Below are 22528 nucleotides of genomic sequence, written 5' to 3'. Positions count from 1 at the left end.
GCGCACGAACACCGCCGGGGCGTCCCGTGCGGGGGCAGCCCTTCCTGCGCACGAACACCGCCGGAACGTCCCCGTGCGCGGTCAGCCCTTCCTGCGTGCCGCCCCGGCCAGAATCCACCCCTCCACCGCCTCGTACTGCCGCCGCTGCTCCTCCGCCTTTCGCCGGCCGGACACCGTCGTCCCCAGCCATCCGAAGGCGAAGCCCAGGGGGACGGAGACCAGGCCGGTGGTGGTGAACGGGAAGTAGGTGAAGTCGGCCTCGGGGAAGGCGGAGACGGGCGATCCGGAGACCAGGTTGGTGCCCGGCATCAGGATCACGACCGCGAGGGAGCCGCCGATGAGGGTGCTCAGCAGGCCGGTTCGGGTGTAGCGGCGCCAGAAGAGGCCGTAGACGAGGGCGGGCGCGATGGCGGAGGCGCCCAGGGAGAAGGACAGCGTCACCAGGGGCTGCAGGCTGCGGTGCTGGACCAGTGTGGCCAGCAGGATCGTCGGGATGCCGATCGCGACGGCGGAGACGCGGGCCAGCGTCATCTCGCGGCGGGCGGTCAGATCCTGGACGCGTCCGGCGAAGACGTCGTGGGCGAGCGAGTTGGCGCAGGCCAGGATCATGCCCGCGACCGAGGCGAGCACCGTCAGGAAGACGGCGGTGGTGACCGCCGTGAACAGGAACGTCTCCGTGGTCGTCACCTCCGGTCCGAGCGCCGCCTGGGAGCCCAGCAGATAGGCGGAGTTGCCCTGCGGGTCGGCGCGGGCGATGATCTCGCGGCCGATCAGCGCGGTCGCGCCGATGCCGACGACCGTGATGATCAGCACGAAGACCGCGACGCTGGACACCGCCCAGGACATCGACCGGCGCACCTGGCGGGCGCTGGACGCGGTGTACATGCGCATGGTGACGTGCGGCAGGCAGGCGCCGCCCAGCACCACGCACAACTCGGCGGTGATCATGTCGAGGCGGGGGAACGGCCCGCCCTCGAACTGCAGCCCGGAGGCGAGGAACGCGGCGTCCACGCCGCTGCGCTCCGCCGCCGTGTCGAACAGTGCGACGACATCCCAGTCGAACTTGTTCAGCACGAGTAGGGCGACCACCGCGCCCGATCCGAGCAGCATCACCATCTTCAGTATCTGGATGAGTGCGGTCCCTTTCATCCCCCCGATCGCGGCGTAACTGATCATCAGGGCGCCCAGCCCCACGATGCAGCCCGTCTCCACCCCTGTGCCGGAGATTCCCAGCAGAAAGGCCATCAACTGTCCCGTGCCCGCGAGCTGGACCAGCATCATCGGCAACAGCGCGGCCAGCGTCACCACACACGCGGTCACCCGCACACACCGCCCCGGCATACGGCGTGCGAAGGCGTCTCCCATCGTGAAACGGCCCGCGTTCCGCAGAGGTTCCGCCAGCAGGAACATCAGCAGCATCAGCGACAGCGCCGTACTGAGCGCCAGCACGATCCCGTCGTGGCCGTACAGCGCGATCACCCCGCCCGTGCCCAGCACGGTCGCCGCGGAGATGTAGTCGCCGGCGATCGCCAGGCCGTTGCGCATCGGGGACAGGGAGCTGTAGCCGGTGTAGAACTCGTCGAGGTCGTCCCGGTCCGGGCCGGTCATCACACACAGCAGCAGCGTGATCGTGGCGACGACGGTGAACGCCACCAGCGACATCGTCTCCGCCGACTCACTGAATCCCGTCACCGTGCCGCCCCTCGCTTGGCGTCCAGCGCGGCCTGTCGGCGGATCCGGTCCGCGAGCGGATCGACCCGCACGCGCGCGGTGTGCTCGTACAGCGCGATCGCGAGCCAGGTGACGGGCAGTTGCGCCAGCGCGAGCAGCAGTCCGGCGGGCAGTCCACCGGCGACCTCGGCCGTCATGAACCCCGGCGCGAACGCCGACAGCACGAGGAACAGCGTGAAGTACCCGAGCGCGGTGAGCGTCGCCACCCGCCGCTGCCAGCGGTAGGCGCTGCGCAGGATGCGCAGGTCGCTGTGGTGCCCGAGCGGCGCGCGCACCGGCGCACGCCGCGGGGCGGGCTCGGGCTGCGGTTGCGGTTGCCAGGGATAGCTCGGGTACGTCGGTGAGGTGGGCGGGACGTTTCGGGTGAACGGCGAGAAGAAGGGGTCATGGGGCGGTGGACAGGACGGATGTCGCGGCTGTGGTGACAACGGGTCGTGGGACATCCCGTGCTCCTTGCGCGGCTCGGGTCCGTGGCGGTGGACCGCAGGGAGGTGGGGGGCGGGCCACGCACGCTACTCGGCGGGCCCAGGGCGCGCGGCGTTTTGGGCAAACTGAGTGGTCGGTATGCGCTTACTTCGAGGCGCCGGGGATGACCTGCGCTGTTACCCGCGTTAACTCCGACTTTTGGCGCCACAGTTGGGGCCTGCGAGAGATGAACAAGCCTCATGGGCACGGGAACACGCATGCCCGCGCGGATGAGCGGCGCGCGCCGCCGCCCCATCCGGTCGCGCGGGCGACAGCTTCCCGCTTGACCCTCACGCGACGGCAGGGTGCAGCCTGAGTGGGCCGCAGGGAGGAACCGACCCCGAGACGGACTCCACCCAAGGGGGGACTGCCCCTAGGGGGATCTCCGTACCAGGGGTCGGGGAGGGTTCGTCCCGGCGGAGGACGAGGGATGCTCGGGCCGTCCTTAATCTGGCTTTACGCCGCTGAGGGTGCCGCCGGGGGGCAAGGCCGAGGGCGCTGCGAGGCGGTGCACCGCACCTTCGGGGGTGGGGTTTTCCTCAGTGAAAGAGGGGGCTGTGCACCATCGAGCGGTGCCCCCTCCTGCCGCGAGACTCATCGGCGTACCACTGCGCACGCGAGTGAACTGCTGACTGATATAGGAGACATACGGTGACATCGGCTGTAACCATTCCCAGGCACGGGGGCACTGGAGGGCGTACGGCCGTTGCCGCGCGGGCGCGGCAGGTCGTCAAGGCATACGGGGCCGGGGAGACCCGCGTCGTCGCCCTCGACCATGTCGACGTGGACATCGCCCGCGGCCAGTTCACCGCGATCATGGGTCCGTCGGGGTCCGGCAAGTCCACCCTGATGCACTGCCTGGCCGGGCTCGACACCGTCACCAGCGGGCAGATCTACCTCGACGAGACCGAGATCACCGGTCTGAAGGACAAGAAGCTGACGCAGCTTCGCCGGGACCGGATCGGGTTCATCTTCCAGGCGTTCAACCTGCTGCCGACGCTGAACGCGATAGAGAACATCACGCTGCCCATGGACATCGCCGGTCGCAAGCCCGACAAGGCGTGGCTGGACCGGGTCGTGGACACCGTCGGGCTCGCCGGGCGGCTGAAGCACCGGCCGGCGCAGCTCTCCGGCGGTCAGCAGCAGCGCGTCGCCGTGGCGCGGGCGCTGGCCGCGCGGCCGGAGATCATCTTCGGTGACGAGCCGACCGGGAACCTCGACTCGCGCGCGGGCGCCGAGGTGCTGGGCTTCCTGCGCCGGTCCGTGGACGAGCTGGGGCAGACCATCGTGATGGTCACGCACGACCCGGTGGCCGCGTCGTACGCGGACCGGGTGCTGTATCTCGCCGACGGCCGGATCGTCGACGAGATGCACCGGCCGACGGCCGAGGCCGTCCTGGACCGCATGAAGGACTTCGACGCCCGGGGGCGCACGTCATGACCGTGCTGAAGACCTCGATGCGCAACTTCCTCGCGCACAAGGGGCGCATGGCCCTGTCGGCCGTCGCCGTGCTGCTGTCGGTGGCCTTCGTGTGCGGCACGCTGGTGTTCACCGACACGATGAACACGACCTTCGACAAGCTGTTCGCGGCCACCGCCTCGGACGTCACGGTCAGCGCCAAGGGTTCGTCGGACACCGGTGAGACCACCGCCGACAACGGCAAGCCGCCGGTCATGCCGGCCTCCGTCGTCGACGAGGTCGGCAAGGCGGACGGCGTGAAGTCGGCCGAGGGGACGGTCTTCTCGACGTCGGTGACCGTCATCGACGCCGACAAGGACAGCCTCTCCCCGACCAACGGCGGGCCGACCATCGTCGGCAACTGGAACGCCAACGACGCCCGCACCATGGAGATCACCTCCGGTTCCGCACCCGAGGGCGCCGACCAGGTGATGGTCGACGCGGACACCGCCGACAAGCACGGCCTGAAGCTGGGCGACGAGATCGGCGTCATCACCGCCGTCGGCACGCACCGGGCGAAGGTCTGCGGCATCGCCGACTTCACCGTCACCAACCCCGGCGCCGCGATCTTCTACCTCGACACCAGGACCGCCCAGCAGACCCTGGTCGGCGAGACCGGGGTGTACACCAACGTCAACGTCACCGCCGCGCCCGGCGTCAGCGACGCCCAGCTGAAGAAGAACGTCGCCACCGCGCTCGACGGCGGCTACAAGGTGCAGACCGCCAAGGAGGTCGCGGACGCCAACGCCGAGGACGTCCAGGAGTTCATGGGCGTCATCAAGTACGCGATGCTCGGCTTCGCCGGGATCGCCTTCCTCGTCGGCGTCTTCCTGATCATCAACACCTTCTCCATGCTGGTCGCCCAGCGCACCCGCGAGATCGGCCTGATGCGGGCCATCGGATCGAGCCGCGGGCAGGTCAACCGCTCGGTGCTGATCGAGGCGCTGCTGCTCGGCGTCGTCGGCTCCGTGCTGGGCGTCGGCGCGGGCGTGGGGCTCGCGGTGGGGCTGATGAAGCTCATGGGCGCCATGGGCATGAACCTCTCGACGGACGACCTGACCATCGTGTGGACCACCCCGGTGGTCGGCCTCGTCCTGGGTGTCGTGGTCACCGTCCTGGCCGCCTACCTCCCGGCCCGCCGCGCCGGAAAGGTCTCCCCGATGGCCGCGCTGCGCGACGCGGGCGCCCCGGCCGACGCCAAGGCGGGCGCCGTCCGCGCCGTGCTCGGCGTGCTGCTGACGGGCGCGGGCGGGGCCGGCCTGTACCTGGCGGCCGCCGCCGACAAGGCGAGCGAGGGTGCCCTGTGGCTGGGCGCGGGCGTGGTGCTGTCGCTGATCGGCTTCGTCGTCATCGGTCCGCTGCTGGCGGGCGCGGTGGTGCGGGTGCTCGGCGTGATCGTGCTGCGGATGTTCGGCCCCGTCGGCCGGATGGCCGAGCGCAACGCGCTGCGCAACCCGCGCCGCACGGGCGCCACGGGCGCCGCGCTGATGATCGGGCTGGCGCTGGTGGCCTGCCTGTCGGTGGTCGGCTCGTCGATGGTCGCCTCGGCGACGGAGGAGCTCGACAAGAGCGTCGGTACGGACTTCATCGTGCAGTCCGACAGCGGCCAGCTGATCACGCCGCAGGCGGTCGAGGCCGTGAAGGCGGCCGACGGCGTGGACCGCGTCACCGAGTACAAGTGGACGCAGGCCGACTTCACCACCCCTGACGGCAAGACGTCCAAGGACACCGCCATCACGGCCGCCGACCCGACGTACGCGCAGGACCTGCGGGTGGAGACCGTCGCGGGCAACCTCGCCGACGCCTACCGGCCCGACTCGATGTCCGTGCACGAGGAGTACGCCAAGGACCACGGCATCAGCCTCGGCTCCAAGGTCGCCGTCGACTTCGCGGACGGCTCCACCGCCCAGCTGACGGTCCGGGCGATCACCAGCAGCGACGCGGTGATCGACCAGGGCGCGATGTACACCTCGATCGACACCCTCGCCAAGTACGTCCCGGCCGAGAAGATGCCCCTCGACAGGCTGCTGTTCGCCTCGGCGAAGGACGGCCAGGAGACGGCCGCGTACACGGCGCTGAAGGCGGCGCTGGACGACTACCCGCAGTACAGCGTCCGGGACCAGACCGACTACAAGGAGGCCCTCAAGGACCAGATCGGGCAGCTGCTGAACATGATCTACGGCCTGCTGGCCCTCGCGATCATCGTGGCGATCCTGGGCGTGGTGAACACGCTCGCCCTGTCGGTGGTCGAGCGGACCCGGGAGATCGGCCTGATGCGGGCGATCGGCCTCTCGCGCCGGCAGTTGCGCCGCATGATCCGCCTGGAGTCGGTCGTGATCGCCCTCTTCGGTGCCCTGCTGGGCCTGGGGCTGGGCATGGGCTGGGGCGCCACGGCCCAGCAGCTGCTCGCCCTGGAGGGGCTGAACGTGCTGGAGATCCCGTGGCCGACCATCGGCGCGGTGTTCGTCGGCTCGGCCTTCGTGGGCCTGTTCGCCGCCCTGATACCGGCCTTCCGGGCGGGCCGGATGAACGTTCTCAACGCCATCGCCACCGAGTAGCCACCGCACACGGGGGTTGCGGGGGAGGGCCCGGCGTCGAGGAGTCCTGGGGGACTCACGGCGCCGGGCCCGTCGCATGCGCGCGGCAGCGGGGCGTCGTCCTCCTGATCCGGTGTGTGGGTCGGCCAGGAGGGTGACACCCGCGGCGGCGACGTACTCTGGAGAACCCCGGCCCGCCCCGCGTGTCGGGTGGTTCGCGTTGCCCACCCCTGCCGCGAGCCAGCCCCTGACATCAGTTCCCTGTCATCCCGGACGGAAAGCCCCCCATGAGCCTGCACGGTCTGCTCGACGCCGTCGTCAAGGACGCCGCACTCGCGGAAGCGATCAAGGCGGCCACGGACGGCAACCGGATGCACGTCGACCTGGTCGGCCCCCAGGCGGCCCGCCCCTTCGCGGTCGCCGCGCTGGCCCGCGAGAGCGGCCGCCCGGTGCTGGCGGTGACGGCGACCGGACGCGAGGCGGAGGACCTGGCGGCGGCCCTGCGGTCGCTGCTGCCGCCGGAGGGCGTCGTGGAGTACCCGGCGTGGGAGACGCTCCCGCACGAGCGGCTCAGCCCCCGCAGCGACACCGTGGGCCGTCGCCTGGCCGTGCTGCGCAGGCTGGCCCACCCCCGCCCCGACGACCCCGAGACCGGCCCGGTCTCCGTCGTCGTGGCACCCGTGCGGTCCGTGCTCCAGCCGCAGGTCAAGGGCCTGGGCGACCTGGAGCCGGTGGCGCTGCGGACCGGGCAGAGCGCCGACCTCAACCAGGTCGTCGACGCCCTCGCCGCCGCCGCGTACGCGCGCGTGGAGCTGGTCGAGAAGCGGGGCGAGTTCGCCGTACGCGGCGGGATCCTCGATGTGTTCCCGCCCACCGAGGAACACCCCCTGCGCATCGAGTTCTGGGGCGACGACGTCGAGGAGATCCGCTACTTCAAGGTCGCCGACCAGCGCTCCCTCGAAGTCGCCGAGCACGGCCTGTGGGCCCCGCCCTGCCGTGAGCTGCTGCTCACCGACGACGTACGCGCACGCGCGCGTGCCCTCGCCGAAGAGCACCCCCAGCTCGGCGAGCTGCTCGGCAAGATCGCCGAGGGCATCGCCGTGGAGGGCATGGAGTCGCTCGCGCCGGTCCTGGTCGACGACATGGAGCTGCTGCTGGACGTACTGCCCAAGGGCGCCATGGCCGTCGTATGCGATCCGGAGCGGATCCGCACGCGTGCCGCGGATCTCGTGGCGACCTCGCGGGAGTTCCTGCAGGCGTCCTGGGCGGCCACCGCCGGCGGCGGTGAGGCGCCCATCGACGTCGACGCGGCCTCCCTGTGGTCCATCGCGGACGTCCGCGACCGGGCGCGTGAGCTGGACATGATGTGGTGGTCCGTCGCGCCGTTCGCCGCGGACGAGGAGCTGGACGCGGACACCCTCAAGCTCGGCATGCACGCCCCGGAGAGCTACCGCGGCGACACCGCCAAGGCGCTCGCGGACACCAAGGGGTGGCTCGCCGACGGCTGGCGCACGGTCTTCGTCACCGAGGGCCACGGCCCGGCCGCCCGCACGGTCGAGGTGCTCGGCGGTGAGGGCATCGCGGCCCGGCTGGAGGCCGACCTGGGGGAGATCTCCTCGTCCGTGGTGCACGTGGCGTGCGGCTCGATCGACCACGGCTTCGTCGACCCGGCCCTCAAGCTCGCCGTGCTCACCGAGACCGACCTGTCCGGCCAGAAGGCGGCCGGCCGCGACGGCGCCCGCATGCCCGCCCGCCGCCGCAAGACCATCGACCCGCTCACCCTGGAAGCGGGCGACTACATCGTCCATGAGCAGCACGGCGTGGGCCGCTACATCGAGATGGTGCAGCGCACCGTGCAGGGCGCGACCCGCGAGTACCTGGTCGTGGAGTACGCCCCCGCCAAGCGCGGCCAGCCCGGCGACCGCCTCTACATCCCCACCGACCAGCTGGAGCAGATCACCAAGTACGTCGGCGGCGAGGCGCCCACGCTGCACCGGCTCGGCGGCGCGGACTGGACGAAGACCAAGGCACGTGCGAAGAAGGCCGTCAAGGAGATCGCGGCCGACCTGATCAAGCTGTACAGCGCGCGGATGGCGGCGCCCGGGCACGCGTTCGGCGCGGACACCCCCTGGCAGCGCGAGCTGGAGGACGCCTTCCCGTACGCGGAGACGCCCGACCAGCTGACCACCATCGCCGAGGTCAAGGACGACATGGAGAAGTCGGTCCCGATGGACCGCCTGATCTGCGGCGACGTCGGCTACGGCAAGACGGAGATCGCGGTCCGGGCCGCCTTCAAGGCCGTACAGGACGGCAAGCAGGTGGCGGTCCTCGTCCCGACGACGCTGCTGGTGCAGCAGCACTTCGGGACGTTCAGCGAGCGGTACGCGCAGTTCCCGGTGAGTGTGAAGGCGCTGTCCCGGTTCCAGACGGACACCGAGGCCAAGGCGGTCCTTCAGGGCCTGCGGGAGGGCTCGGTGGACGTCGTCATCGGCACGCACCGCCTGTTCTCCTCGGAGACGAAGTTCAAGGACCTGGGGCTGGTCATCGTCGACGAGGAGCAGCGGTTCGGCGTCGAGCACAAGGAGCAGCTGAAGAAGCTGCGCGCCAACGTCGACGTGCTGACGATGTCCGCCACCCCGATTCCGCGCACCCTGGAGATGGCGGTGACCGGCATCCGCGAGATGTCGACGATCACCACCCCGCCCGAGGAACGGCACCCGGTGCTGACCTTCGTCGGCCCCTACGAGGAGAAGCAGATCGGCGCCGCCATCCGCCGTGAACTGCTGCGCGAGGGCCAGGTCTTCTACATCCACAACCGGGTCGAGTCCATCGACCGCGCGGCGGCCCGGCTGCGCGAGATCGTCCCCGAGGCGCGCATCGCCACCGCGCACGGGCAGATGTCGGAGACGGCGCTGGAGCAGGTCGTCGTCGACTTCTGGGAGAAGAAGTACGACGTGCTGGTGTCGACGACGATCGTCGAGTCCGGCATCGACATCTCGAACGCGAACACGCTGATCGTTGAACGAGGGGACACCTTCGGTCTGTCGCAGCTGCACCAGCTGCGCGGGCGCGTCGGGCGTGGGCGGGAGCGGGGGTACGCGTACTTCCTGTACCCGCCGGAGAAGCCGCTGACCGAGACCGCCCACGAGCGGCTCGCCACCATCGCCCAGCACACGGAGATGGGCGCGGGCATGTACGTGGCCATGAAGGACCTGGAGATCCGCGGCGCCGGAAACCTCCTCGGCGGCGAACAGTCCGGCCACATCGCCGGTGTCGGCTTCGACCTGTACGTCCGGATGGTCGGCGAGGCGGTCGCGGACTACCGGCGGCAGCTGGAGACCGGCGGGATCGAGGAGGAGCCGCCGCTCGAAGTCAAGATCGAACTGCCGGTCGACGCACACGTCCCGCACGACTACGCGCCGGGCGAGCGGCTGCGCCTGCAGGCCTACCGTTCGATCGCCTCCGCCAACTCCGAGGAGGACATCAAGGCCGTACGGGAGGAACTCGTCGACCGGTACGGCAAGCTGCCCGAGCCGGTGGAGAACCTGCTGCTGGTGGCCGGCCTGCGCATGCTCGCGCGCGCGTGCGGCGTGGGCGAGATCGTGCTCCAGGGGAACAACATCCGCTTCGCGCCGGTGGAGTTGCGGGAGTCGCAGGAACTGCGGGTCAAGCGGCTGTACCCCGGGACGGTCATCAAACCGGCGGTGCACCAGGTGCTGGTGCCGCGTCCGAAGACGGCGAAGGTGGGCGGGAAGCCGCTGGTCGGGCGGGATTTGCTGGGCTGGGTCGGGGAGTTCCTGGCGTCGATTCTGGGGTCGTAGGGGCGGAGGGCGTAGGGGTCGGGTCGTTGGGCTCGGGGTCGTAGGGCTCGGAGGTCGCAGGGCTCCGTGGTCGTAGGGCTCCCCGAAGGGTGGCCGGAAGGGGTGCCTCGGCGGCAAGGTCCCCACGGTCAGGCGGAGCGGAACAGCATTGTCGCCAGCGTCCGGAACACCGCCTCGGGGTCCCGGTCGCCCACCGGGTCGTCGAGGTGTGGACAGCCCCGACCTGGCGGAGGCCGCCGCCCTCGCCCGGCGTGCGGCCGAGGCGGCGAACCCGGCGGGCCGCCCGCTCGCCGCGGCCAACTCCGCGCTGCCATGGCCAAAGGCCCCGCACCGACAAGTGAAGCCGCCCGCGGATGTGGGCGCCGCGGACGGCTTCTCTTCCGGGGTGGCTCGGTGGGCCGCCGCCCGGGTGTCCTGCCCCGCGCGGTCGGCCAGGAGTCCCCGTGGGTCTCCGGCCTACTGCTGTTCGGGCCTGTCGCGGTCCATGCCGAGCCTGCCCTCGATGTTCTGCTGGGCGGCGTCGACCTGGTCCTGGTGCTTGCTGCCCGTCGCCTCGTTGGCCTTCTTCTCCGCGGCATCGGACATTTTCCTGGCCTTGTCCTGTGCCGCCCTGTTCTTGAACCTGTCGAAGATGCCCATCCAGAACTCCTTCCGGAGGTGACTCAGAACCGACGATACGCCGGAGATGCGAGGTATGCCGTGTTGGGCCCGCTGTGGTCTGGACCTCTCGGCCGCTACCGTGGCACCAGGCACAACCCGCCCGTGGGCGGGCGGAACAAGCTGGGCAGGGGGAGGGGCGCACCGTGATGCGTCTGAGGGGCGGGGCCGCGTCCGCCGCTGCGGCGCTGTGCGCCGTGGCAGGCTGCAGGAAGCGGGCTGTGACGCCCGTGCTATCTCTATGGTTCGGCCGTTCACGGAGGCGTTCGTGCCGTTGGCGCGGGGGAGGGGTGGGCTGTGCTGCGTGAGAGGCAGGTGAGGCACAACCGAGGGGCAGGCTCGCTTCTTCACACTGGCCTGGCGGTGTTCGCCGCCATGGCGTTCGCCGCAGGGTGCGACGGTCTTCCCAGCGGCGGCTCCTCGACCGGTGGTGGCGCGGGGGTGCCAGGGGGGCACGCCGTCAGCCCGTTGAAGAACCCCGACGGTACGAAGTCCGGCCTTGCGTCCGTGACGAACAAGGCCGACAAGGCTGAGGCCCGCAAGCTCATCGAGACCGTGCCGACGAAGGGGCGAGGGCCCAAAACGGGCTACGACCGGGACAAGTTCGGCTATGCGTGGATGGACACAGCCGACGGTGTTCCTTTGGCGCGGAACGGCTGTGACACTCGGAATGATCTTCTGAGTCGCGATGGCCGGAACCTGCGTTTCCGGTCGGGTTCCGACTGCGTGGTCGTCGCTATGACACTGCAAGACCCGTACACGGGCAAGACCATTGAATGGCGCAAGCAGCAGGCCGCCGAAGTGCAGGTAGACCACGTGGTGCCGCTGTCGTACAGCTGGCAGATGGGCGCCTCGCGCTGGCCGGAGAGCAAGCGCGAGCAGTTTGCGAACGACGTGCTCAATCTGCTTCCGGTCGAGGGCCGTGCCAACTCGGCGAAGGGTGACTCAGGGCCGGCTTCCTGGCTTCCCCCGAACAAGCCCATTCGGTGTGCGTACGTGGTCCGCTTCGCCCAGGTCGCCCTCAAGTACGAGATGCCGGTGACCGCAGCCGACCACCAGATGATGCTGCGGCAGTGCGCCGATTGAACTGCGGGCGGCCATGGCTCATCGGGGCAGGATCGGCCGCTTGGCGTTGACGTATGGAGCTGACGCAGCCCTGTCGTCGTCAACGACCCCGTGGGCAACGCCCATTACCCGCGGATCGCCGCCGAACTGCCGCAGTACGTTCAGTTTGCCCAGGACGAGCACGGTGAGGTCGTCGCGCACGCGCACAGCGTTCCCTTCGCGCTCGCCGCCCACGGTCGCGGCGAACTGCCCGGCCGGGGCTGGGACGAGGTGCTCGCGTGGGCCTTCTCCGACCTGCGCCACAGAGTCCGCCCCGACACGGTCAGCGCCATCTCGATCGTCGTCGCCCCGCACGCCCAGGGCCTCGGCCTGTCCGGCCGGATGCTCGCGGCGATGCGCGACAACGCCCGCGCCCTCGGCTTCCGCGAGGTCGTCGCCCCCGTCCGCCCCAGCGCCAAGCACCTCGAACCCCGTATGCCCATGGAGGAGTACGCCCGCCGGGTGCGCCCGGACGGGCTCCCGCACGACCCCTGGCTGCGCGTGCACGCCCGGGCCGGTGCCACGCTCCACTCCGTGGCACCGGCGTCGATGACGGTGGCCGCCCCCCTGGAGGAGTGGCGCCGCTGGACCGGGCTGCCCTTCGACACGGCGGGCGACATCGAGGTACCCGGGGCACTGGTGCCGGTGCGGTGCGAACCGGAGCACGGGTACGCGGTGTATGTCGAGCCCAACGTGTGGATGCGGCACGCCGTTTGAGCCCGGCGCGGGCCCCCGGGCGGGCGTCCCCCTGGGCGGACGGCTTCGGACCAGGTGGGTTCGGATCAGGTTGGTTCGGACAGGTGGGTTCGGATCAGGTGACCTCGGATCGAGCGGTTGGCTCAGCCCAGCTCGTCGAGGTCCAGGATCTCGCCGGAGGGCTTCTGCGCCGGGACCGGCTCGTCGTAGTCGCTGAACGTGAGGGTGCCCCGGTCGCCGGCCGACGTGCTGTCGACGCGCAGCAGATACGGCTTGCCCTCGGTGGCGACGTACACCGTGTAACGGTCCTTGCCGTCCTTCTCCCGCAGGGTGACCGCCGGTGTGCCGTCGACGGTGGTGGTCTTTCCACGGGTCGCGTCCGAGTTCACGTCCTCGGCGCCGTCGAGCATCGTGTCCAGGTCGCAGAAGCTCGCGATGTCCATGGCGTCCTCGCCCTTCGCGGACGTCTTCGTCCACTTCCCGGCCAGCATGTCCACCACCGCGTCGACCTCCGCCGCTGCCTCGCCCTTGCTCTGGGCGCGCAGGAACGCCTCGTCGTACCGCATGTAGATGGTGTCGCCCGTCTTGATCAGATCGGCTTTGCCCCCGTCCAGGCGCATGGTGCCGGCGCACTCGTTCCGCTTGTTCAGGGCCATGTCCATGTGGATCGTGCCGCCGGTCTCGTCGTCGGGGACGTCACCGGTCACGCGCAGCGACGAGGCAGCGGTCGTGGCATCGACGGCCCGATCGGCGATCTCACCGCCGGTCAGCCCGGCGAAGGGTTCCGGCTTGCTGTCCGCCTTGTCCTGGCCAGGCAGGCAGCCGGTGAGGCCGACAGCGGTGGTGGCGGCGAGGCAGAGGGCGGCAAGAGTGGTACGGCGCATGCGAGTTCCTTGGTCGTGATGAGCGGGCGCGTGGTGAGACGCGCTGGTGGTGGGTGTTGTTGGTGGTGGGTGTTGCGGAGTGGTGCTGGTGTGTGGGGATGCGCGGCGCGCGGAGTGGCCGGGACGCCGGGTGCTCTGACAGGCGGGCGTGGGGTGGCCGGGATGCCGGGTGCGCTGTGAGGCGCCCGCGCCCGTTGGCCGACCAGGCTCAGCCGGTGTTCTTCAGCCCTGGCAGCGGGACGTCTTGAAGTACGCGTCCGAACCGACCTGGAAGTCGCCGTCCCCCGGGAGCGCGGCCTTCTTCTCGGCGGCCTCACCGGCACCCGAGCCACCCTGCTCGTCGGCGGGCCTGCGCTCCGCGGACGCCGAAGAGCCGCTGTTGGCGCCGCTGGAGTCGCCGGTGCTGGCGTCACTGGAGTTCGCCGATACGGCGCCGATGACGGCGACGCCGACGATGACGCGGAACGCGATCTTTGCTGTCATGCCCATGGCTGCATCCCTCCCCGACTGCATGGTGACTGCCACCGTCCGGCAGTTCGCCCGTTCGCGAGGTCAATGAGAGCAGAGCCTGTGAACCCAGTCAACAACGTCCATGCGATTGAAGACATACACGGCGTGAACACCTGGATCTTCCGCAGCGCCGCTATGCTCGGCGTCACAAGGGGAATGAGCACGGGGCGACACCGGACGAGCACCGGACGAGGGGAGTCAGGCGGGTGCAGGACAACGCGACAGAGGTGACCGCCGCCGGAATCGCCCGGCTCGCCGGCGTCGGCCGGGCCGCCGTGAGCAACTGGCGCCGCCGCCACGCCGACTTCCCCAAACCGGTCGGCGGCACTGAGACCAGCCCCTCCTTCGCTCTCGCCGAAGTCGAGGCCTGGCTGCGCCGCCAGGGCAAACTCGCCGAAGTCCCGCTACGCGAACGGGTCTGGCAACAACTCGCCGGTCACCCCGAGGGCCCGGTCGTCGCACTCACGCACGCCGGCTGTGTACTGCTGCTCATCCATGACCGGCCGACGGTGTGGCTGGAGGTGAGCGCCGGTTCCGACGAGCGGCTGGCGGCGATGCTGCCGGGGGCGTTGGAGCAGGTGATCGTGCCTCGTTTCGGTGGGCGGCGGGTTCACGGTGGCGCGGCTGGGTCTGCCCGTGTGAACGCCGGTCCGCCTGTGAACGAGGCTCCGCCTGTTCACGCCACACCGGGCGGCGCCACCACACCAGGCGCCCCCACCGCACCTGATGTGAACGCCGCGCCTCGCGTGAATATCGCCGCCCCTGTTCACAGCGCGCCCAGCGCTGCCACAGCCGCTGCCGCTGCCGCAGCCAAAGCACCCACTGTGAACTCCCCGCTCCCCGTGAACACCACCCCCGCTGTTCACGTCCCCAACGGCCCCGCCCTCCTCCCCTCCGCCCCCCTCCTCCGCGGCACCGCCGAACTTGCCGCCGAGCTGGGCGCCCGTCAGACCTTCGAGTTCCTGCTCGGCCGCCACCTCGACGCCAACCCCCGCCAGTACACGCTCACCCCCACCGAACTCGCCCGCCTCATGGCCGACCTCGCCGGCCCCGCCCGCACCGTCCTCGACCCCGCCTGCGGCACCGGCGCCCTGCTGCGCGCCGTCGCCGCCGCCCCCGGCCAGGAGCTCTACGCCCAGGACAGTGCCCCCGAGCTCGCCGCGCTCACCGCGATCCGGCTCGCGATGCACGGGCGGGCCACAGTCCGCGGTGCCGCGGGCGACACCCTGCGCGCCGACGCCTACCCCGAGCTGCGCGCCGACGCCGTCCTGTGCCATCCGCCGTTCAACGAGCGCAACTGGGGGCACGACGAACTGGCGTACGACCCCCGGTGGGAGTACGGCTTTCCCGCGCGCACCGAGTCCGAGCTGGCCTGGGTTCAGCATGCGCTCGCCCGGCTGACGGACGGCGGCACCGCCGTGCTGCTCATGCCGCCCGCCGTCGCGTCCCGCCGCTCCGGCCGCCGTATCCGCGCCGATCTGCTGCGGCGCGGAGCCCTGCGCGCCGTCATCGCGTTGCCGGTCGGGGCGGCACCGCCGTACAACATCCCCCTCCACCTCTGGGTGCTGCGCAGGCCCGAGAAGGCGCCCGCGCAGCCGGAGGTTTTGCTGGCCGATGCGGGGCAGTTCGCGAGCGAGCGGCGTGGCGGGCCCGACTGGCGGGCCGTGCGTGACGCCGTGCTCGACACCTGGCGGGACTTCGACCGGGCGGGCACGCTCGCGGAGCGGCCGGGGCTGGCGCGTTCCGTGCCGGTCATCGAACTGCTGGACGACGACGTCGACTTCGCTCCCGCCCGGCACCTGCCGCCGCCCATCGCGGCCGACGGGGCCGAGCAGCTCACGGCGGTGCGCGAGCGCCTCGGCGAGACCCTCCGGCTGACCTCCGACCTCACCCCGCCGCCCGCGCACACCGCACCGCCCGCGCGCTGGCCGCTCACCACCGTCGGCGAACTCGCGCGCGGGGGCGCGCTGGTGATGCGTACCGGTGGAAACGGCGGCCACGCGCGCGTGCCCGTGCTCACCGATCACGACGTCCTCGCCGGAACCGCACCCTCCGGCACGCTTCCCGAGAGCGACGAGGAAGCCGTGCTGACGGAGGCCGGGGACGTCGTCGTGCCGGTGCTCGGTGGTGGCGCGGTGGCGCGCGTCATCGACGAGACGACGGCAGGTGCCGCCCTGGGGCGCAACCTCGCCCTGCTGCGCCCCGATCCCACGGCGCTCGACCCGTGGTTCCTCGCCGGGTTCCTGCGCGGCACCGCCAACAACCGCCAGGCCAGCAGCTACGCCTCCACCGCCACCCGCCTCGACGTGCGCCGCCTGCAACTGCCCCGGCTCGCGCTCGACGAACAGCGGCGCTACGGCGCACGGTTCCGCGCCCTCGACGAGTTCGAGCGGGCGCTCAGGCACGCGAGCCGACTCGGGGAGCAACTCGTACGCGGAATGTACGACGGCCTGACGGACGGCACGGTCCCGCCCGCGTAACCACCCCGCGGGCTCCACCCACCCGGTCACGCCGCACGAGTCGTACGAAGTGATCGGTGTGACAACGGTTCGGTACAACCCGGGACCGGTTGTCGGTGTCGACCTATACGCTCGAAGCGACCATCACCCGACTGGCGTTGCCCGACGCCGGTCGACCCGGTACGCGCACTTCAGGCACCAGGAGCAGTCATGCATGGCCACGGCTACCCGCAGCCGGTGAAGCAGCCGCCCCCGACGGCGTGGCTGGTGCTCGTGCGTGTGGTGTTCGTGGTGATCTCCATCCTCAGCCTCGGGTTCCTGACCTGGACGATGCTGCTGCGCCTGGCCATCGTCACGCGCAGGTCGCTGGACTGGGGCCTGTTCGTGGCCGTGCTGGCCATCGACATCCTCGCCATGGTGCTGCTCGGTACGGAACCCGGCGAGGAGATCCACACCGCGGGCGGCTGGACCGGCCTCGCGCTGCTGCTGGGCACGCTGGTGGCGGTGATCGCGTACTACCTCGCCGCGGAGGTACGCCACTTCCACCAGCTTCGTTACGGCAGCGGGTACGCGCCGGGCCCGCCCCCGGGGTACGGCACCCCCCAGCCGCAGCCGCCGTACACCACCTCGACGACCGTGCCGCCGACGCCGACGCCTCACACCGCGCCCACCCCTCCCACACCTCAGAGCGCCCCGCACGCCCCCCAACCCCCGCTCCCGCAGATCGCGGCCACCCCGCACACCCCGCCCCCCGCCACCCCCACACCCCAGCCCACCACCGCGCGCCCCCCGATACTCACCCCGCCCCCGCAGCGCCCCGCGCCCGCGCGCATCGACCAGGTGCGGGCCGAACTGGACGAGCTCAGCGACTACCTGCGTAAACAGGGCGGGCAGCGCGACGGCGAACACGAGGGCGGAAGGTGACCGTGACGACAGGACGTGTCGTCGCCGGCCGCTACGAACTGGCCACGCTCATCGGGCAGGGCGGCATGGGCCAGGTCTGGACGGCGTACGACCAGCGGCTGGACCGGCGCGTGGCGGTGAAGCTGCTGCGCCCCGACAAGGTGGCCGGGCAGGAGGCCGACGAACTGCGCCGACGCTTCGTGCGCGAGTGCCGGGTGACCGCGCAGGTCGACCACCCGGGCCTGGTGACCGTGCACGACGCGGGCAGTGAGGGCGAGGAGCTGTTCCTCGTCATGCAGTACGTCGACGGCGCCGACCTCTCCGACCATCTCGCCGAGCACGCCCCGTACCCGTGGCAGTGGGCGGTCGCGGTCGCCGCGCAACTGTGCGCCGTACTGAGCGCCGTGCACGCCGTGCCGATCGTGCACCGCGACCTCAAGCCGCGCAACGTGATGGTGAAGCAGGACGGCACGGTCACGGTCCTCGACCTCGGCGTGGCCTCGGTCATGGACACCGACACCACACGCCTGACGCACACCGGTTCGCCGATCGGCTCGCCCGCGTACATGGCGCCCGAGCAGGCGATGGGCGGCGCGGTCGGCCCGTACACGGACCTGTACGCGCTGGGCGTACTGATGCACGAACTCCTCAGTGGCGAGGTCCCGTTCGCGGGCTCCACGGCGCTCGGGGTGCTGCACCGGCACCTGTACGAGCCCCCGCTGCCCGTGCGCCGGACCCGCCCCGAGGTCCCCGAGGCGCTCGAAGCCCTGGTCCTGCGGCTGCTCGCCAAGGACCCGCAGCACCGGCCGGGCTCCGCGCAGGAGGTGTACGAGGACCTGGCGCTGCTGCTCCCCGCGCGCGGAACCCCCAGCGGTGCACCCCTCGATCCCACGCGCCCCTTCCTGCGCCCGCACGCCCCCTGGCCGGACCGCGCGCGCACGCCCGCGCCCCAGCCCGCCCCCGTGGCGCCGGTCGCCGAGAAACCGGACGTCGCGAGCGCTGTCGACGAGGTCAAACGCCTCCTCGGCGAGGGCCGTATCACCCAGGCCGTCGACATCCTCGGCGCGATCCTGCCGACCGCGGCCGAGCAGCACGGCGAGCACTCCCCGGTGGTGCGCACGCTGCGCAAGCAGTACGCCGCCACGCTCATGGACGACGGCCAGTACCGGCGCGCGCTGCCCGAACTGCGCCGCCTCGCCGACGAACGCGCCGCCGAGGCCGGGCAGGCCGACCCGCAGTCCCTGCGGTTCCGCTACGAGGCCGCCCAGTGCCTCGAACAGCTCGGCGAACCGGCGGCGGCGCTGGCGGCGTACCGGGCGCTGCTGCCGTACTACGAGAACCAGTACGTCTCCGGCGACCCGGAGCTCGCCCACGACGTCCGCCGCCGCATGGGGCACCTCCTGCTCGCCCTCGGCGACCGCGCCGCCGCGCACGACACGCTGGTACGACTGCTGCACGACGTCGAACGGCTGAACGGTCCGGGGCATCCGCTCGCGGTGGAGGTGCGGCGGACGTTGCAGTGGCTGGGACAGGTGCGCGGGTAGTCCCCCTGCGGCCGGGTGGCGTGGCGGTGCCCGAAGTCCTGGTGAATCGTTGGTCGAATGGGTTGGCCAAAGCTGGGCTGCTGCCTACCATCGATCACCGCAAGACTTTGTGCACCGTCGCACAATCTCCCGGGGAGGCTCCCTTGCACCGCCGTCGCCGCACCGCGCTCCTCCTGTCCGCCGCGATCGCCGCGGCTCCCGTCCTGACCGCATGCGGAAACGGCGCTCATCCGGGCGCGGCGGCCGTCGTCGGCGGCCAGCGGATCACCGTGGCGCAGCTGGAGACCCGGGTCAACGAGGTGCGCGAGGCGCAGCGGGCGTCGGTGGGCGACGAGGCGCAGTACGCGCAGGTGATCGCCAAGACCGGCAGCCTGACCCGCGACACCCTGCACGGCATGGTCCTCGACCGGGTGCTGCACCGCGCCGCCCAGGACGCCGGCGTCTCCGTCAGCCGCAAGGAGGTCCAGGAGATGCGGGACGGCCTGGAGGAGCAGGTCGGCGGTGCGAAGGCGCTGGAGACGACGTGGTTGCAGCAGTACGGCGTGGCGCCGCAGCGTCTGGACGAGAACCTCCGCCTCCAGCTGGAGGCCCAGAAGCTCGCCGCGAGGCTCGGCACCGACACCAGCCAGCCGGCCTTCTGGAAGGCCCTCTCCGACGCCTCCCAGAAGCTGAACGTCGACCTCAACCCGCGGTACGGCAGCTGGGACGTCCAGAAGAGCAGCCGCGTGGACGTGAAGACGCCGTGGGTGCGGGAGGTCACCACCGGGCAGGGGCAGCAGACGGCGTAGCGGGACGGCAGAGGGCTTTCGCGGTACGGCGCACGGCTCGGCGGAGGGTGCTCGCGTACGGCGCAGGGCGTTCGGCGGTATGGCGGACGGTCCTCGCGGTACGGCGCACGGCTCGGCGGAGGGTCCTCGCGTACGGCGCAGGGCGTTCGGCGGTATGGCGGACGGTCCTCGCGGTACGGCGCACGGCTCGGCGGAGGGTGCTCGCGTACGGCGCAGGGCGTTCGGCGGTATGGCGGACGGTCCTCGCGGTACGGCGCACCGCCCAGCGGTACGGCGCACCGCCCAGCGGTACGGCGCACCGCCCAGCGGTACGGCGCACCGCCCAGCGGTACGGCGCTCGGCGGCACGGCGAACGGCATTCACGGCACGGCCGTCCCACGGCCGCATACGCCGACACAGCGATCAGACGCCGTTCATCCGATGATCGCACCCCCGCCTGTGGATAACTCACGGCCTTGTCGGCGGCGTGGGTTACGTTCGGATCGTGAACGCAACCAGCTTCGACAGCGCTCCTGACGCCGGTCAGGGCAAGACCACGCACCCGGAGACCGGCACCCCCGCCCCCGGCCGTATCGTCCTGCTCACCACCAGCCACCGCGTCGCCCCCGGCCTGCTCTCCTGGCCCGCGTGGCAGGCCCTGCACGCCGCCGACCGTGTGCTGTGCGCGGACGGGGCGCACCCGCAGCTGCCGTATCTGCGCGAGGCGGGGATATCGGTGGAGGAGGCCGCCCCGACCGCCGAGGAACTGGTCGATGTGTGCGCCGACGGGCGGACCGTGGTCGTCGTCGCCACCGGTGAGGGCGAGCCGGAACTGACCGACGGCCTGGCGCGGCTCGCCGGCAGCGGGCGGTTCCGTATGCCGGAGCTGGAACTGCTCCCCGCCTCCTACGACCTGCCCGGCGCCCGACTGCTCGACCTCGTCCAGGTCATGGACCGCATCCGCGCCGAGTGCCCCTGGTCGTCCCGGCAGACCCACCAGGGCCTGGCGAAGTACGGCATCGAGGAGGCGTACGAACTCGTCGAGGCGATCGAGGACGGCGACCGCGACGAGCTCCGGGAGGAACTGGGCGACGTCCTCCTCCAGGTCGTCTTCCACGCCCGGATAGCCGAGGAGGACCCGGACGCCCCCTTCTCCATCGACGACGTCGCGGCCACCATCGTCGCCAAGCTCATCCACCGTCACCCGCACGTCTTCGGCGAGGAGACCGCCTCCACCCCCGAGGAGGTCAAGGAACACTGGCTGCGCACGAAGGCCCAGGAGAAGCAGCGGACCTCGGTGACCGAGGGCATCCCGCTGCACCAGCCCGGCCTGGCCCTCGCGGCGAAGCTGGCGTCCCGGGTGCGCACGGCGGGGCTGGACGTGCCGCTGCCGGTGGGCGAGGGCATCGGGTACGAACTGCTCGCGCTGGCGATACGCGCCGAGGCGGCGGGCGTGGACCCGGAGGCGGCACTGCGCTCGGCGGCCCGGGCCTACCGGGACGCGGTGCGGGCCGCTGAGGGGGTTGCCCTCGGCGACAACCCCGCCCCTCCGGATACCCCCGCCCCTCCGGATACCGTCGAGGAGTGACCAACCAGCACCACCCCGACACGCCCACACCCACACGCACGCCCGCCGCCACCCCGGCGCCCGAGCTCTTCACCTGGGAGTTCGCGACCGACCCCTACCCCGCCTACGCATGGCTCCGCGAGCACGCCCCGGTGCACAGGACCAAGCTGCCCAGCGGGGTGGAGGCCTGGCTGGTCACCCGTTACGTCGATGCCAAGCAGGCGCTGGCCGACCAGCGGCTGTCGAAGAATCCCGCGCATCACGACGAGCCCGCGCACGCCAAGGGGAAGACGGGTATCCCCGGTGAGCGCAAGGCCGAGTTGATGACGCATCTGCTCAATATCGACCCGCCGGACCACACCCGGCTGCGGCGGCTCGTCTCGAAGGCGTTCACACCGCGCCGCGTCGCCGAGTTCGCTCCCCGCGTGCAGGAGCTCACCGACGACCTCATCGACCGGTTCGCCCGCAACGGCTCCGCCGACCTCATCCACGAGTTCGCCTTCCCGCTCCCCATCTACGCCATCTGCGACATGCTCGGCGTCCCCCGCGAGGACCAGGACGACTTCCGGGACTGGGCGGGCATGATGATCCGGCACGGGGCCGGTCCCCGGGGCGGGGTCGCGCGGTCGGTGAAGATGATGCGCGGGTACCTCTCCGAGCTGATCCACCGCAAGCGCGAGGCGCTCCCCACCGAACCCGCCCCCGGCGAGGACCTCATCTCCGGCCTCATCCGCGCCTCCGACCACGGCGAGCACCTCACCGAGAACGAGGCGGCAGCCATGGCGTTCATCCTGCTGTTCGCCGGTTTTGAGACGACCGTGAATCTCATCGGCAACGGCACCTACGCCCTCCTCACCCACCCCGAGCAACGCGCCCGCCTCCAGCAGTCCCTGGCCCGAGGCGAACGCGTCCTGCTCGAAACCGGCGTCGAGGAACTCCTCCGCTACGACGGCCCCGTTGAGCTCGCCACCTGGCGGTTCGCCACGCAGCCGCTCACCATCGGCGGACAGCACATCGCACCCGGCGACCCCGTCCTCGTCGTACTCGCCGCCGCCGACCGGGATCCGGAGCGGTTCGCGGACCCGGACACCCTCGACCTCGCCCGCCGTGACAACCAGCACCTCGGCTACGGCCACGGCATCCATTACTGCCTCGGCGCGCCCCTCGCCCGCCTGGAGGGCCAGACCGCGCTCGCCACCCTCCTCACCCGCCTCCCCGACCTGCGACTCGCGGTGGATCCCGGCGAATTGCGGTGGCGCGGCGGGCTCATCATGCGGGGACTGCGGACGTTGCCGGTGGAGTTCATCCCCACTCCGTAGCCGACCGGCACCAACGCGGGGCACAAGCAGTGCACCAGCGCAAACGTGACACGCACTCAACTCTGTGATCTTCACGTGATCTGCGCGGCATTAACTTGTGACAAGT

At 71.4% G+C, this 22528-nt stretch carries 15 protein-coding genes and 2 pseudogenes; 12 read left to right on the top strand and 5 right to left on the bottom strand.

Annotated elements, in window-relative coordinates:
• Positions 1–81: 81 nt before the first annotated feature.
• Together KWI83_RS29755 and KWI83_RS29750 are read right to left on the bottom strand one after the other, a co-directional pair.
• Positions 82–1692: a cation acetate symporter gene (locus tag KWI83_RS29755; RefSeq protein WP_218517469.1), complete on the bottom strand. Its 1611-nt coding sequence runs from the start codon at positions 1690–1692 to the stop codon at positions 82–84.
• Positions 1689–2174 (bottom strand): DUF485 domain-containing protein, encoded by a 486-nt coding sequence (locus KWI83_RS29750; protein WP_218517468.1) that lies wholly within the window; start codon positions 2172–2174, stop codon positions 1689–1691. The genes KWI83_RS29755 and KWI83_RS29750 overlap by 4 nt, the downstream gene beginning before the upstream one ends.
• Positions 2175–2847: 673 nt before the next feature.
• Between KWI83_RS29750 and KWI83_RS29745 the strand changes: the two genes are divergently transcribed.
• From KWI83_RS29745 to KWI83_RS40445, 4 genes and pseudogenes are all read left to right on the top strand, one after another.
• Entirely contained in the window at positions 2848–3636 is a 789-nt protein-coding gene (locus KWI83_RS29745; RefSeq protein WP_218517467.1) for an ABC transporter ATP-binding protein, read from the top strand.
• Positions 3633–6212: an ABC transporter permease gene (locus KWI83_RS29740; RefSeq protein ID WP_218517466.1), complete on the top strand. Its 2580-nt coding sequence runs from the start codon at positions 3633–3635 to the stop codon at positions 6210–6212. The genes KWI83_RS29745 and KWI83_RS29740 overlap by 4 nt, the downstream gene beginning before the upstream one ends.
• Positions 6213–6478: 266 nt before the next feature.
• The gene (mfd, locus tag KWI83_RS29735; RefSeq protein WP_218517465.1) at positions 6479–10012 is read left to right on the top strand and encodes a transcription-repair coupling factor; all 3534 of its coding nucleotides are present in this window, start codon (positions 6479–6481) and stop codon (positions 10010–10012) included.
• Positions 10013–10220: 208 nt separating this feature from the next.
• Positions 10221–10289: pseudogene (locus KWI83_RS40445) on the top strand (hypothetical protein); the annotation flags it as partial.
• A gap of 179 nt (positions 10290–10468) precedes the next feature.
• Here KWI83_RS40445 and KWI83_RS29730 read toward each other — a convergent pair.
• Positions 10469–10651 (bottom strand): Rv0909 family putative TA system antitoxin, encoded by a 183-nt coding sequence (locus tag KWI83_RS29730; RefSeq protein WP_218517464.1) that lies wholly within the window; start codon positions 10649–10651, stop codon positions 10469–10471.
• 393 nt (positions 10652–11044) lie between these two features.
• Between KWI83_RS29730 and KWI83_RS29725 the strand changes: the two genes are divergently transcribed.
• Positions 11045–11755, top strand: a complete 711-nt coding sequence (locus KWI83_RS29725) for an HNH endonuclease family protein (RefSeq protein WP_218517463.1) — start codon at positions 11045–11047, stop codon at positions 11753–11755.
• 75 nt (positions 11756–11830) lie between these two features.
• Positions 11831–12490, top strand: a pseudogene (locus KWI83_RS29720) (N-acetyltransferase family protein); the annotation flags it as partial.
• A gap of 122 nt (positions 12491–12612) precedes the next feature.
• On the opposite strand, the gene KWI83_RS29715 reads toward KWI83_RS29720, so the two are convergent.
• A complete protein-coding gene (locus KWI83_RS29715) occupies positions 12613–13353 on the bottom strand; it encodes a hypothetical protein (RefSeq protein WP_218517462.1) in 741 nt (246 codons plus the stop codon).
• Between the two features lie 222 nt (positions 13354–13575).
• Positions 13576–13842 (bottom strand): hypothetical protein, encoded by a 267-nt coding sequence (locus KWI83_RS29710; protein ID WP_218517461.1) that lies wholly within the window; start codon positions 13840–13842, stop codon positions 13576–13578.
• Between the two features lie 227 nt (positions 13843–14069).
• Between KWI83_RS29710 and KWI83_RS29705 the strand changes: the two genes are divergently transcribed.
• The 6 genes from KWI83_RS29705 (at position 14070) to KWI83_RS29680 (ending at position 22422) form a co-directional block, all read left to right on the top strand.
• Entirely contained in the window at positions 14070–16343 is a 2274-nt protein-coding gene (locus KWI83_RS29705) for an N-6 DNA methylase (protein WP_218517460.1), read from the top strand.
• Between the two features lie 189 nt (positions 16344–16532).
• A complete protein-coding gene (locus KWI83_RS29700) occupies positions 16533–17246 on the top strand; it encodes a hypothetical protein (protein WP_218517459.1) in 714 nt (237 codons plus the stop codon).
• 38 nt (positions 17247–17284) lie between these two features.
• Positions 17285–18769, top strand: coding sequence for a serine/threonine-protein kinase (locus KWI83_RS29695; RefSeq protein ID WP_256362992.1), 1485 nt, complete (start codon positions 17285–17287; stop codon positions 18767–18769).
• A 143-nt stretch (positions 18770–18912) separates the two neighbouring features.
• Complete coding sequence (locus KWI83_RS29690) at positions 18913–19557, top strand: SurA N-terminal domain-containing protein (RefSeq protein ID WP_218517457.1); 645 nt, start codon at positions 18913–18915, stop codon at positions 19555–19557.
• Between the two features lie 484 nt (positions 19558–20041).
• Positions 20042–21124, top strand: coding sequence for a nucleoside triphosphate pyrophosphohydrolase (locus tag KWI83_RS29685; RefSeq protein WP_374106405.1), 1083 nt, complete (start codon positions 20042–20044; stop codon positions 21122–21124).
• Positions 21121–22422 (top strand): cytochrome P450, encoded by a 1302-nt coding sequence (locus tag KWI83_RS29680; protein WP_218517456.1) that lies wholly within the window; start codon positions 21121–21123, stop codon positions 22420–22422. Before KWI83_RS29685 ends, KWI83_RS29680 begins: the two co-directional genes overlap by 4 nt.
• The last annotated feature ends 106 nt before the right edge of the window (positions 22423–22528 follow it).

Origin of the sequence: Streptomyces sp. TRM70350 (assembly GCF_019219825.1) — a bacterium.
GTDB lineage: Bacteria > Actinomycetota > Actinomycetes > Streptomycetales > Streptomycetaceae > Streptomyces.
Note: the sequence above shows the minus strand (reverse complement) of the source record. Positions and strands in the feature narration are given on the sequence as shown.